The following is a 13,074-nucleotide window of genomic DNA, read 5'->3' on the forward strand; positions in this document are numbered from 1 at the left end:
CTCAGAACGACTGCCAGGCAGGCTTGTTCGCCAGCGCGTACCTGTAGTAGCCGGCCAGCTTCAGCTTGCTCGCCGCCGCCTCGTCGATCACCACGGTGACGTGCCGATGCCACTGCATGACCGAGGCCGGGCAGAACGCCGACAGCGGACCCTCCGCCGCGGCGGCGATCGCGTCGGCCTTGCCCGCGCCGAGCGCGATCATCACCAGATGCCCGGCTTCGCCGATGGTGCCGAGCCCCTGGGTGAGCACGTGATGCGGCACATTCTCGGGCCCGCCGAAGAAGCGGGCATTGTCCTTGCGGGTCTGCTCGGTGAGCGTCTTCACCCTGGTCCGGGAGGTCAGCGCCGACCCAGGCTCGTTGAAACCGATGTGCCCGTCGGTACCGATACCGAGCAACTGCACATCGACCCCGCCCGCGGCCGCGATCGCGGCGTCATAGCGCCTGCCCTCGCCCGCGATGTCACCCGCCTCGCCGTTGGGGCTCAGCACCCGCGCCGGATCGAGGTTCACATGATCGACGAACTCGGAGCGGATCACCGAAAAATACGACTGCGGATGCTCTTTCGGCAGCCCGACGTACTCGTCGAGCAGGAACGCGCTCGCCGTCGAGAAGTCGATCTCACCCTCGCGATACCGCCGCGCCAGCTCCTGATAACTGCCCAGCGGCGACGACCCGGTGGCCAGACCGAGGATCGCGTTCCCGCGCTCCACATACCCGCCGACGATATCGGCGACCGTCGTAGCCACCTCGTGTTCGTCCGCCCGGATCACGATCTCCATCAGATTCCTTCCGTTCCGGCGACGAACACCCGCCGCGGCTGCAATGACTGGTCGGTGACGAGAAGGTCCGCGCGCGCACCGACCGAGAGGACGCCGCGGTCGTCGAGGCCGAGCACTCGCGCGGGAGTACTGGTGGCGGCGGTGACCGCGTCGGCGAGCGGGATCCCCGCGTGCTGAACCGTCCACCGCAGCACATCGAGCAATCGGGCGGTCCCGCCCGCGATGGCACCCGGAGTTCCGTCGGCAGTGGCGAGCCGGGCGACACCATCGCGCACCCGCACATCCAGCGCCCCCAGTTGATAGTCGCCGTCACCCAACCCGGCAGCCGCCATCGCATCGGAGACCAGGGCGATCTGCCCCGGCCCGACCGTGTCGAACACCATCGCCACGGTCTCCGGCGCCAAATGCACGCCATCGGCGATCAATTCGACCACCATGTCCCCCCGCCCGGCAGCGGCCAGGCAGGCGGCGACGGGCCCGGGGGAGCGGTGATGCAGGCCGGGCATCCCGTTGAACAGGTGTGTCGCGGTGATCGGCCCGCCGACCGCATCGGCGATCCGCGCCGCCGTGGTGGCAGCATCCGCATCGGTGTGCCCGAGACTGGGCAGCACATCGTTGCGCCGCATCGCGGTGAGCAGTTCCTCGAAGTGCGGGGTCTCGGGCGCCAGTGTCATCGATCGGACGGTGCCGCGCGCCGCTTCGCAGATCCGCTCGAACAACGCGGGATCACCGGGAACGATGGCTGCGGGATCCTGTGCGCCACAACGGATCGCGTTGATGAAAGGCCCCTCGAGATGGATCCCGAGCAGCTCGCCGCCAACCACGAGATCGGCGAGGACCGCAGCCTGCTCGACCAGTACCTCAGGCCGCGCCGAGACCAGGCTGCCCAACAGCCCGGTCGTCCCCTGCCCACGATGATCCGCCGCGGCGATCCGCGCTCCGGCGGCATCGGCATTGGGAAATCCGAACCCACCGCCACCATGACAGTGCGCATCGATCAGCCCAGGCAGCACCAGATCTGTGCTCGCTGCCGGAAGCTGCTCCACAGCAGGATAATTCGCGGCGCGCCCGACCCAGTTGATCCACCCGGCGTCGAATTCGACCACACCATCGGCAATCTCGCCGCTGCCGGTCCCCAGCAGCCGCCCACGCACCACGCCCCGCGAGATCACCACACCACACCCCGACGTGTGCCCGACCGCACCTCGTCAACCGGTCTACCCGCACCGACGCCGGTAGACATGCTCGCGTGCAGGTCGTCCATCCGAGGCCGTGTGCTGCCGCGTCGGCTTGCTGTATCGGCATCGACAGATCCTGGCCAGGTGCGGACACCGCCGACCTCGACGGCACGGAACGGATGACGCCGCGGCGTCGGACCGGACGAGAGCCGCAGGCAGTCGGAGTGCAGCGGCCCGGCCACCCGCCGAACCGCACGCACCGTCCTCCGATTCATGCCCGCCCGACGATCGCCGCGACCGCCTCACGAGCCAGCTGCGGATTCCGCGCCGCACACGCGACATCCGCCGCCTCCCGGCACCTCTCGATGTCAACGCCCGACAACGCCGCCCGCACCGCAGGCAGCGCGGGCGCCGACATCGACAGACTCGTCACCCCGAGCCCGACCAGCACCGGCGCCAGTGTCGGATCCGACGCGGCCTCACCACACACCCCGACCGGCTTCCCGGCCGCCGCCCCCGCCGCACCGACCAGCGCGATCAGATCGAGCACCGCGGGCTGCCACGGATCCAGCAGATGCGCGAGCCCACCCGCCATCCGGTCGACCGCGCAGGTGTACTGGCTGAGGTCGTTGGTGCCGATGCTGACGAAGTCGAGATGGGTGAGCAGATCGGGCGCCCGCAGCGCCGCCGCCGGAATCTCGATCATCGCACCGACCTTGCGCAGCCCCGATTCCCGTGCGAGCGCGGCGAATCCGGCGGCCTCGTCGGCGGTGGCGACCATCGGCGCCATCACCCACAGCTCGGCCCCGGTCGCCTCACCCGCCCTGGCCAGCGCAGTCAGCTGGGTCGCGAGGGTATCCGGGAACACCGTCCCGATCCGCAGACCACGCACGCCGAGCGCGGGATTCTCCTCGGTCCCCAGATCGAGGAACGGCAACGGCTTGTCCGATCCGGCGTCGAGCGTACGCACCACAACCTTGCGCCCGGCGAATCGCTCGAGAACTGTTGTGTAGGAAGCGATCTGCTCATCCATGCTCGGCGCCGTCGCCTTGCCGAGATACATGAACTCGGTGCGGAAGAGCCCGACCCCCTCGCTGTCCACCGGCCCCGCCTTCTGGGCATCATCGACGGTCCCGATATTCACCAGCAGCTGCACCGGCGTCCCGTCGGCCGTATGCCCCGGCCCGCTGGCCGCGGCCAACCGCGCCGCATCCACCGCCGCCTGCTCGATCGCGGCCTGCTGCCGCAACGGACTCGGATCGATCACCACATCACCGGTACTGCCGTCGAGCAGCACCGGCGCGTCCTCGACGAGCCGATGGGTATCGGGACAGTTCACCACCGCGGGCAACCCCAGCGATTTCGCGAGAATCGCGGTATGGCTGGTCGGCCCGCCCTCGGTGGTCAGCAACCCGACCACCTCGCTGTCACCGAGCATCGCCGTGTCCGCCGGCGCGAGGTCCCGCGCGACCAGGACGAACGGATACCCCGGCTCCGGAATGCCCGGCATCGGTTCCCCGAGCAGCATCGCGACGGTGCGCCCGCCGATATCGCGCAGGTCGGTCGCCCGCTCGGCCATGTACCCGCCGAGCGCCTCGAGCTTGTCGCAGAACCCTTCGAACGCAAGGTGCACCGCGTGCGCCGTCGGCATCCCGTCGGCCAGCTGCTTCTCGGTGGCGGCGACGATGCCCGGATCACGGGCCATCGTCGCCGACATCGACAAGATCTCCGCCGCGACACCACTCACGCGACCGGCCCTGGCCTGCATCTCGTCGGCCACGCCACCGAGCGCCGCCTTGACCCTGGCCAGTTCCTCCTCGACCGATCCGCCGACCGGATCCTGCGGCGAGGTCGCCAGCTGCGAACCGAACCGCAACCACGGCGCGCACACGACACCGGGGCTCACCCCGAGTCCGCGGATCACCTGTTCGCCCATCAGGCGGCGTCCAGATCCGAGGCCACGAGCTCGGCCAGACTGTCCAGGACCGCGTCGTCGTCGGCGAACAAGGTGACCTCGGCGCCGTGGCCGGCGCCCAGCGTCATCACCGCGAGCACACTGGCCGCGTCGACCGGTTCACCACCTCCCACCGAGATCCGCACCGGCACCCCGGTGGCCTGGACGGCCTGGGTGAATTTCGCGGCGGGCCGCGCATGCAGCCCCACCTCGGATCCGACGACGACTGTGCGGGTGGTCATGGCCTCACTCACCTTCCAATTTCTTGTCCAGCTTCGTTTCGACTTCGGCGACCGACGGCGCGTCGGTCCGAGTATCGCCGGTCGCGGTCAGCGCGGCCTCGGCTTCGACCGCGGCGACATCGGGCACCCCGGCCTCGACATCGGTCTCGGCTTCGCGACCCGGCGTCCGCAGATTCCACTTCTTGATCACGAAACTGAAGAGCACGTAGTAGATCACCGCGTAGCCAAGGCCGATCGGGATCAGCATCCACGCATTGGTCGCCTTGCCGAAGTTCAGCAGATAGTCGATCGCGCCCGCCGAGAACGTAAACCCGTCGTGGATACCCAGCGCGTTGACCAGCGCCATCGACGTGCCCGTCAGGATCGCGTGCACCACGTACAGCGGCCACGCCACGAACATGAACGAGAACTCGAGCGGCTCGGTGATACCGGTGACGAACGCGGTCAGCCCGGTGGAGAGCATGATGCCGCCGACCAGCTTCTTCTGCGACGGCCGCGCATTGCGCCAGATCGCCAGCGCCGCGGCGGGCAGCGCGAACATCATGATCGGGAAGAAGCCGGTCATGAAGGTGCCCGCGGTCGGGTCGCCGGCGAAGAACCGGTTGAGATCACCGCGCACGAGCTGGCCGGAGGCGTCGGTGTAGTCGCCGACGAGGAACCACACGGTCGAGTTCAGGATGTGGTGCAGGCCGGTCGGGATCAGCAGGCGGTTGGCCGCGCCGTAGATGCCGCCACCGAGAACGGTGTTGTCGGCGACCGTCTCACCCACCCAGGTGAGCGCGGAGTTGAACGCCGGATAGACGAACGACATGCCGACACCGACAACCAGGCCGGTGACCGCGGTCAGGATCGGCACCAGCCGCCTGCCGTTGAAGAAGCCGAGGAAATCGGGCAGTTTCGTGCGATAGAACCGCTGCCACAGGATCGCCGACAGCAGACCCATCACGATGCCGCCGAGCACGCCGTAGTTGATCAGCGCCTGCGCGCCCTTCGGATCGGTCTTGCCCGCCAGCACGATCGGCGACATCGCCTTGAACACGCCGTCGATCACCATGTACCCGACCACCGCGGCCAGCGCCGTCGACCCGTCGGCCTTCTTGGCCCAGCCGATCGCGATACCGACGGCGAAGATCAGCGGCAGCCAGGTGAACACGGCCTGCCCGGCCGCCGAGATGACCGCCGCCGTGCTCTCCAGCGCGGAGAACCGGCCGAGGAGATCGTCCTGGCCGATGCGCAGCAGGATGCCCGCCGCGGGGAGCACCGCGATCGGCAGCATGAGGCTGCGACCCAGGCGCTGCAATCCCGCGAACACCTTCGATTCTTGCTTGGGGCTGTCGGTAGCGGCAGTCATGTCGACCTTCTTCGTGCCGGGTTTGCCGGCGGTCTCGGCGAGCCGGACGGACTTACGAGCCTGTCCGGGTTAACTGTTGTGAACCGGTCACCCTGACGGGTACTGTCCGGTCATAACCAGTTGTAAGTTTGACCAGGTGGCTACCGGATGTCAACCGCGAAATATGACGTGGCGCACATTCGAGGCTCCCATACTGGAACCGGCAACCACCGCGGAAAAGGAGAACATATGTCCAAAGCGGAAGCGATCGTCAAGGGTCTGGGCGGCGCCGACAACATCGTCGAGATCGAAGGCTGCATCACCCGGTTGCGCACCGAGGTGAAGGACGCCAGCTTGGTCGACGAGGCCGCGCTCAAGGCCGCGGGCGCGCACGGCGTGCTCAAGGTGGGCAACGCCGTGCAGGTCGTCGTGGGCCCCACGGCGGACTCCCTCGCCGAGGACATCGAGGACATGCTGTGAGTGTGCCGGTCCTCGCCCCGCTGGCAGGCAAGGTCGTCGCCCTCGCCGATGTCCCCGACCCGGTCTTCGCCGGTCAGATCGTCGGCGCGGGCGTGGCGATCGACCCCGACCGCACCCGCGGCGCCCTCACGGTCACCGCGCCCATCGCGGGCAAGATCCTGAAACTGCACCCCCACGCCTTCGTCATCCTTGGCAGCGGCGTCGGCGTCCTCGTCCACCTGGGCATCGACACGGTCAAGCTGAAGGGCGAAGGCTTCGGACTCCTGGCCGCCGAAGGTGACGAGGTCGTCGCGGGCGCCCCGATCGTCACCTTCGACCCCACCGAAATCGCCGCCACCGGCAACTCCCCGATCTGCCCGATCGTCGTGATGGACTCCCCGAAGGACTCGATCACCAGCGACGCCATCGGCACCGACGTGGATCCCGGCGCCCCGCTGTTCGATTCGCCGTAGGAGATCGGCTGACGTCTTCGGAGCGTCAGCTGGTTTCGTGACCGATCCCGTCGGATGAACCCTTCGACTCGCCGTTGCGTACTTCGTGGCAACGGGGCACCACGAAAGGACCGGCAGTGTGCGCAGCGGAGCAGACCAGTGAGCAGTTCGCCGACCGGTTGTTCGGTGCGGCGCTCGGCACCATCGACCTCCTGGCGGTGCACCTCGGCGATCGGCTCGGCTGGTATCGAGCCTTGGCCGACGGCGGTCCCGCCGACGCGGTCGAGCTGACCGAGCGGGCGGGGGGCGACCTCCGGTACGCCCAGGAGTGGCTGGAGCAGCAGGCCGCGACCGGCATACTGACCGTCGGCGGCGACGGCAGGTTCGAGCTCCCGGCCGGCGCGGCGGAGGTACTGACCGACCAGAACAGCCTCAATTACCTCGCGCCACTGGCCAGAATGCTCGCCGGCGCCGCCGTCCAGTTACCCGCACTGGTGCGCGCCTACCGGGACGGCGGCGGCGTCGGCTGGTCCGAATACGGCATCGACATGCGCGAATCGCAGTCCGACATGAACCGCCCCTGGTTCGAACGCCGCCTGGCCACCGACCTCGCCCGTGTCGAGGACGTGCACGCGATCCTGTCCCGCCCCGGCGCCCGCGTCGCCGATGTCGGTTCCGGCGGCGGCTGGTCGTCGATCGCCCTGGCCCGCGCCTACCCCGACCTGACGGTCGACGGCTACGACATCGACCAGCCCTCGGTCGAGATGGCCCGCGACAACGCCCGCGACCTCGGCGACCGCGTCAGCTTCCAGCACGCCGACGCGGCAACGGACCTCCCCGAATCCACCTACGACGCGGTCTTCGCCTTCGAATGCCTGCACGACATGCCGCACCCGGTCGAGGTCCTGACCGCGGTGCGCAAGTCCCTGCGCCCTGGCGGCGCGGCGATCGTGATGGACGAAGCCGTCGCCCCGGAATTCACCGCACCGGCCGGCGGTATCGACCGCCTCATGTACGGCTTCAGCCTGCTGATCTGCCTGCCCGACGGCATGGCACACCCCGGTTCGGCGGGCACCGGCACCGTCATGCGCACCGCGAAGCTGGCCGACTACGCCGCCAAGGCGGGCTTCGCCGCCGTCGACGTCCTCCCGATCGAGGAGTTCGGATTCTGGCGCTTCTACCGGCTGACGGTCTGACCCACCGGCTCGTCCCGCACGGTCCACACCGCGGCGAGATCCTCGAAATACCGCTGGCTGCTCCACAATCGGTAGTTGCCGATCACATAGACCCGCCGTCGCGCCCGCGACACCGCCGCATTGAGTACATTCGGATTCGTCGCGGCCCAGCGCCGCGATCCACCCGCCGCCGGGGACGTTCCGAGGATCAGCACCACCACCTCGGCCGAATTCCCGTGCATCGCATGGACGGTCCCCACGTGCTGGGTGGCGAACTCCGCCCCGAGAACCTCGCGCGCGATCTCCCGCGCACCCCGCGCGACATCGCGGAACGGACTGACGACCCGGATGTCGCCCGGGACAACGCCGTCCGTGGTCAGCTGGGTGAGCAGCCCGGCAAGCGCCGCGCCTTCCCCGGGAATCCAATTACCTTCGGCCCGTGCCGATCTGACATCGATCCACCGATTCTGCCCGGGAAACTCCGGCCGTTCCGGCGTACCGAAGATCAGCAGGTCGTCGTCATAGGCGATGCGATGCGTCAACTCGAAGATCGGCAGGTCACTCCGCCGATGCACCCGCAGCGGCGCCCCGACCCACACCGGTTCGGCGTGATCGGCCGGCGTCAACCACGTCCCGAACCGAGCGCCACGATCGGCGGCCCGGCGCGCCGAAGCCAGGTCCGGCATCCACTCCGGATCGAGCCCGTACTGCCGCACCAGCGCCTCCTGCGCCGACGTCGGCAGCGTCCCCACCGGCCCCAGCTGACGATGATCGCCCACGATCACCGCCCGCCGAGCCCGCCAGAGCCCACCCGCCACCGACTGCGGCGCGGCCTGCCCCGCGTCGTCGACGAACAGCCAGCCCAGCGCTTCCCGCCCGAGCCCGGCGAACAACCGCGGCGCGGCGGTGAAGGTCGTCGCGACCAGCGGCACCGCGAGGAACAGCGTCTGCCACGCGGCCACCACGGTTTCCGGCTTCGGCTCCTCGGCCAGCTCGCCCCGGATCAGCGCGATGGCGACGATCAGGTTGTCGCGCACCCGCGACCCGGCATCGAGCAGGAACGCCCGATGCAACCGCAACGCGGACAGGAACAGCTCACGCCGGGCGCCCGCGTACTGCTCGTCGGCCCACGGATTGCACAGCTGGAACTGCTCGTCGTCACCGGCGGCATCGCCGAACGGAATAGTGTCCGACCAGTTCTCCCGCGCCCGCTCGATGATCTCCAGCGCGGCCTCGCGCCGGGTCGTCAGCTCGAGATGATCACGAATGAGCCGTCGCCCGTGTTCGGCCGCCGCCGCCCATTCCCCGCGCGTGTACTCGACCTCGGTCTGCCGTCGCCGCATCTCCGATTCGGCGATATGCCGTTCGCGCAGCAGCTCATTGCTCCTGGTGCTCCACCGCCGTCCGGCCCGGAACCCGGTCGACAGCGACGCCAGAAACCCCGGCTTCTGCCCACCGTGCTCACCGAGCAACTTGCCGACCCGATGCTGGGTCGCCAGCGCGGCCCGCAGATGCTCGTTCGCCAGCTGGTGCCGTTCCCGCCAATGCGCGTGTGCGGTATCGGCATTCGCGATCTCCGCCGCCATCGAGTGCAGACGCTCGTTCACGGTCGGCAGATCGGCGACCGCGTCGGCGACATCCTGACGCTCCTGCGCAAGCCTGCGCACCTCGGCGCGTCGACCGGCGAAGTCCCGCACCGCGGTCGACCAGTCGGGCAGCGAATCCGGATCCGCCTCAGCGTGTTTGAGAATGTCGAGCATGCCGCCCGCCGCCGAACCGGCCTTGCGCTCGCCGGCGAAGCGCTCGCCGAACCAGAACCGCTCGCCGAAGGTCCGGCGCTCGTCGCCCATCGCCGCGGCGACCAAGCCCCACGCGGGTTCGCCGCCGACGAGATCAGCCAGTTCGGTGAAGTGGTTCACCTCGCAATCGACCGCCTCGCGACGCTGGATCTCGGCGACGACGTCGGCCGCGGCCTCCTCGCTCCCCGTCGTCAGCACGACTTCGTATCCGGTGACGGTGTGCGCCAGCCGGTGTGCGCCGACGGTGTAGTTCTTCGCGACCTGCACCTGCTCGGTGACGCCGGTGAACACCTCCAGCGGATCGTCGAAGGTCGCCAGCTGCGCGGCCCTTTCGACGATGATCCCCGCCAGCAGATCACGCAGCATCGTCGTCGTGCCGGTACCCGGCGCACCGTGCACCGCGAAAATCCCCGCGCCGTCCCGCAATCCGGCCATCGCCCGATCGACCGCGAACTGCTGTCCCGACACCAACGGGTCGCCGGGCCACCGTCCATCCGGAACCAGGTGGGGGAGCAGTCCTTCGACGACCACGTCCTGGCGCTGCCGGACATCGATCCGCTCGTCGACCGGTAGTGCCTCGGTGGCCGCGAGGTAATCCTGTAGCGCCGCACCGATATCGCCGCGCTCCACGGCCGCCGCCAGCGCGGCGAGATCCTCGCCGAGACCACTGTTCAGCCGGTCCTCGGTGGCGATGCTGTCCGCGTCGCGCGCCGGCACCTGGACACACGCGATGCGAATCCCACCCGCGCGCAGCTCCGACCGAATCCCGAGCGCCGCACACAGTTCGCCGGTGAAAGTATGCAGATCACGACCGGTGAGACAGGGTGCTTCGGGCTGTTCCTCCGTGTCCCGGGGCAGGAGTCGCTCGGCGAAGGCCAGCGCGGACATCCCGGCGAGTCCGGGGGAGATGACCCCGTCCGCACCCGCCGCGATGAGCGATGCGCCGACACCACGGCCCGCGACATCGAATGCCCGCCACCGTGGTGACTCGTGCACGATGTCGGCAGCCGCGGCCTCGCGCGTCAAAGTATCGAAGGCGGCGGTGAAAGCCGCCGAATCATGGTCGAACCCCTCGGCCCAGCCGCTGTCCGCCGGACCCGGCGACCGCAGTCGATTCACCGCCCAGCCCAGCCCCGACAGCGTCGCCGACCCCGCGACGACCACTCCGTCATCGGTCACCGTCACGGCGAAAGTGGCTGTCATACCGGCCCGCCGCGCATCGGCCTCGAGCTGATCCTCCCCGAACGCCCGAACCAGCGCCTCGCGCGCCCGCCCCACCCCGAACAAGCCGCCGTACACCACGAATTGCCACACCCGCCCCGGCTGCAACGCGGGCAGTGCGGTCAGGTCCTCCCACGGCGCGAGATCATCCGCCGCAGGCTCGACGACGATCCCGTCGTCGGGTAGCGCGCCGACGTCGGGAACACGATGCGGACCGAACAACTCCACGGTCTGCCAGAAACGTACGAGCCGCGCGGCGTGCTCGGATCCGCCCACGATGCACCTCAATCCGTCGGCTATCAGTGCTGACAACGCCGATCACGGTACGCGATCGCGATCCCGCCGGTGCGGCAGCCCGATGGTCCCGCCTGCCGTGGCGAGACCATCGGCGCTGGTCCTACAGCCGCGGCAGGCAGCCTGCCGCCCGCATCCGCGCCGCCAGCGACGACGACACCAGCGCGCTCGACCCACTGCCACCGCCCAGCGCGACGAGAACGTCACCACCCAGCCCGGCGCCGAACGAACACCCGAGCACGCTCACATCGATGTAGATGTTCTCCTTCTGCTCCGGCTCCGCGGCGGCGGAACCCGCCCCGACGACTGTGGCAGCCGCAACAGCCAGACCCACTGCCACTGCCTTGACGATTCGCACAATGTCCTCCTGAAAAGCGCTGATCAGCGCGGTGATCGGAATCGGTCCTCGCAGCTCCCGGACCGACGGATAGTGTTGACCGTTCCTTTGCCGTGGAAACGTTTTCGGTGAAACTCCGTTGACGCCGACCCGCGCCGACCGCACGCTGACCGAGTGAACGAACTCGACAGTGCCGCCGACCGCTTCGCGGTGGGTTACCTCCCCGGCGAGGACCTGCCGATGGTGGCCGCCGAGGCGCTGGCCCGCGGTCACGACACCCCGGCCCTGGTCGAACTCGCCTGCCTGCATCGAACCGACACCCGCGACGCACCCGCCCTGTTCCGCACCGCGCTGGCCGAACTCGGCCTCATCGCGGATACCGAGGCGACCTGGTCGGCGCGCGAGGTCGACGTGCGGTTACGTCAGGTCAAGAAGGACGCGGCAGCCTTGCTCACGGGCGAAGGGGTCTACGCCGAGCGGGTGAGCCGGATCGCGTCTGAGCTGTACTACCTGGCTGTCACGCCGGAAGCCGGTAGTCCTGACCTAGCTGATCTGGCAACCGATTTCGATAGCTTCTGCTGGGGTCTCGAGGACCACTACTGGGACCCCGATGCGCTGCGCGACTCTATCCACGAGGGGTGCCGGACTCTGTTGGCAGGCCCGCCCTGGATCCGGTCGAAAGATGTCCCTGTCGCGGCCGCACCACCAAACCCGCCGAAGGACGTCCCTGTCGCGCTCCCACCACCAATCCCGTCGAGGTGGTGGCAGAAGCTGTTCCGCTCTTCTACCTAGCGGCACCGCCGGGTGACGCGGCAACAGCCCTGACGCGCCCAACCCTGGAAACCTCAGCGCAGCACCATCTCCGCGACGGCCTTGGGCGCCGCGAGCCACTCCCTGACGTTGTTGCGCACCTCGGTGCTCCGCCGGCAATCGCAGTACGCGACCACCCCGTCGGCCTCGATCCCCGCCGCCCGGCACAACGCGACCGCTCGCGGCAGATGCTGATACTGACTCACGATGATCGCCCGCTCGACCCCGTACATCGACCGCGCCCGCTCACACGTCTCCCGAGTCGACAGCCCTTCCCCATCGGACTTCACGATCGCCGGGTCGATCCCACGCTCGAGTAGATACCGCGTCATCGACGCGATCTCGTCTCCGGAGGTCCCACCCGCGTCCCCCGACAGCAGTATCTCGCCGGCCTTCCCCGCGGACACCAATTCGATGGCGACGTCGAGCCGGCCCTGGAGATACGCCATAGGAGTGCCGTCCGTCGCGACCCTCGCTCCGGGAACAATCACGACCGGCACACCCGGCGCCCCCGCCACATCACTCCGATGGCCGGACGACATAGCCCACATGGCCGCATTCGCGCCGGCGGTGACGAGTACCAACCCACCCGCCACGACCAACCCGGCCCCGAGTACCCGGCGCAGTCGTCGCCGCTTCCCGCTTTGTACCGCCATGCCGCCCCTCCCTTTGTCGCTTCCACGAGCCACCGTACCGGCCGCTGGTTCGTGACAACACGGGCGAAACATCCCCTGACTAGGGAATTTGACATCGCATTTGTCGACACGTAAATTAATTCCAGTCAGAGCGACACGGACACCGACCCGGTACCGAGTACCAGGGAAAACGAGGTTGGACGATGAGCGCCGACAACATCAAGTAAGAGGCTCACCTGAACCGGATTTGCATCCGGATGCGGGCATGAGCTAAGTTTGAACCCTGCCTCGCTGAAGCCCCTGCTAAATGCAGTGGGTAGAAGCTTGTGCGTGTGTTCTTTGAGAACTCAATAGTGTGTCGATGAATGTCAGTGCCAATATTATTATTGGTTCCGGCCTCTCATACC

12 protein-coding genes are annotated in these 13,074 nt (G+C 68.6%); 4 read left to right on the forward strand and 8 right to left on the reverse strand.

All coding sequences use genetic code 11. The features are described 5' to 3' along the window. Position 1 precedes the first annotated feature (1 nt). The 5 genes from nagB to ACWF82_RS32645 all read right to left on the reverse strand — a co-directional run bounded on the left by nagB (position 2) and on the right by ACWF82_RS32645 (position 5,506). Entirely contained in the window at positions 2–781 is a 780-nt protein-coding gene (nagB, locus tag ACWF82_RS32625) for a glucosamine-6-phosphate deaminase (RefSeq protein ID WP_452507424.1), read from the reverse strand. Continuing rightward, positions 781–1,956: an N-acetylglucosamine-6-phosphate deacetylase gene (locus ACWF82_RS32630; protein WP_452507425.1), complete on the reverse strand. Its 1,176-nt coding sequence runs from the start codon at positions 1,954–1,956 to the stop codon at positions 781–783. Before ACWF82_RS32630 ends, nagB begins: the two co-directional genes overlap by 1 nt. Before the next feature lie 274 nt (positions 1,957–2,230). Further along, positions 2,231–3,895 carry a phosphoenolpyruvate--protein phosphotransferase gene (ptsP, locus tag ACWF82_RS32635; RefSeq protein ID WP_452507426.1) on the reverse strand — a complete coding sequence of 555 codons (1,665 nt, stop codon included), beginning with the start codon at positions 3,893–3,895 and terminating at the stop codon, positions 2,231–2,233. Next, a complete protein-coding gene (locus ACWF82_RS32640; RefSeq protein ID WP_452507427.1) occupies positions 3,895–4,155 on the reverse strand; it encodes an HPr family phosphocarrier protein in 261 nt (86 codons plus the stop codon). Before ACWF82_RS32640 ends, ptsP begins: the two co-directional genes overlap by 1 nt. A 4-nt stretch (positions 4,156–4,159) precedes the next feature. Next, on the reverse strand, positions 4,160–5,506 hold the full coding sequence (locus ACWF82_RS32645; protein WP_452507428.1) for a PTS transporter subunit EIIC: 1,347 nt from the start codon (positions 5,504–5,506) through the stop codon (positions 4,160–4,162). 228 nt (positions 5,507–5,734) lie between these two features. On the opposite strand from ACWF82_RS32645, the gene ACWF82_RS32650 reads away from it, so the two are divergent. From ACWF82_RS32650 to ACWF82_RS32660, 3 genes are all read left to right on the forward strand, one after another. Continuing rightward, on the forward strand, positions 5,735–5,965 hold the full coding sequence (locus tag ACWF82_RS32650; RefSeq protein WP_452507429.1) for a glucose PTS transporter subunit EIIB: 231 nt from the start codon (positions 5,735–5,737) through the stop codon (positions 5,963–5,965). Continuing rightward, entirely contained in the window at positions 5,962–6,417 is a 456-nt protein-coding gene (locus tag ACWF82_RS32655; RefSeq protein ID WP_452507430.1) for a PTS sugar transporter subunit IIA, read from the forward strand. Before ACWF82_RS32650 ends, ACWF82_RS32655 begins: the two co-directional genes overlap by 4 nt. A gap of 116 nt (positions 6,418–6,533) precedes the next feature. Beyond that, positions 6,534–7,592, forward strand: coding sequence for a class I SAM-dependent methyltransferase (locus ACWF82_RS32660; protein ID WP_452507431.1), 1,059 nt, complete (start codon positions 6,534–6,536; stop codon positions 7,590–7,592). On the opposite strand, the gene ACWF82_RS32665 is transcribed toward ACWF82_RS32660, so the two are convergent. Then, positions 7,574–10,867, reverse strand: a complete 3,294-nt coding sequence (locus tag ACWF82_RS32665; RefSeq protein ID WP_452507432.1) for a DEAD/DEAH box helicase — start codon at positions 10,865–10,867, stop codon at positions 7,574–7,576. The two genes, ACWF82_RS32660 and ACWF82_RS32665, sit on opposite strands and share 19 nt — an antisense overlap. Before the next feature lie 121 nt (positions 10,868–10,988). Next, on the reverse strand, positions 10,989–11,243 hold the full coding sequence (locus ACWF82_RS32670; protein ID WP_379308716.1) for a hypothetical protein: 255 nt from the start codon (positions 11,241–11,243) through the stop codon (positions 10,989–10,991). Between the two features lie 153 nt (positions 11,244–11,396). On the opposite strand from ACWF82_RS32670, the gene ACWF82_RS32675 reads away from it, so the two are divergent. After that, complete coding sequence (locus ACWF82_RS32675) at positions 11,397–12,014, forward strand: hypothetical protein (protein WP_452507433.1); 618 nt, start codon at positions 11,397–11,399, stop codon at positions 12,012–12,014. 53 nt (positions 12,015–12,067) lie between these two features. Here the strand turns inward: ACWF82_RS32675 and ACWF82_RS32680 are convergent, their stop codons facing one another. After that, positions 12,068–12,760, reverse strand: coding sequence for a SanA/YdcF family protein (locus ACWF82_RS32680; protein WP_452507434.1), 693 nt, complete (start codon positions 12,758–12,760; stop codon positions 12,068–12,070). Positions 12,761–13,074 lie beyond the last annotated feature (314 nt).

The organism is Nocardia sp. NPDC055053 (genome assembly GCF_053608285.1).

Bases quoted from the DNA above. Each gene is read 5' to 3' on its own strand.
- ptsP (WP_452507426.1), bottom strand. From the start codon at position 3,895: ATGGGCGAACAGGTGATCCGCGGACTCGGGGTGAGCCCCGGTGTCGTG.
- ACWF82_RS32645 (WP_452507428.1), bottom strand. From the start codon at position 5,506: ATGACTGCCGCTACCGACAGCCCCAAGCAAGAATCGAAGGTGTTCGCG.
- ACWF82_RS32640 (WP_452507427.1), bottom strand. From the start codon at position 4,155: ATGACCACCCGCACAGTCGTCGTCGGATCCGAGGTGGGGCTGCATGCG.
- ACWF82_RS32680 (WP_452507434.1), bottom strand. From the start codon at position 12,760: ATGTTTCGCCCGTGTTGTCACGAACCAGCGGCCGGTACGGTGGCTCGT.
- nagB (WP_452507424.1), bottom strand. From the start codon at position 781: ATGGAGATCGTGATCCGGGCGGACGAACACGAGGTGGCTACGACGGTC.
- ACWF82_RS32650 (WP_452507429.1), top strand. From the start codon at position 5,735: ATGTCCAAAGCGGAAGCGATCGTCAAGGGTCTGGGCGGCGCCGACAAC.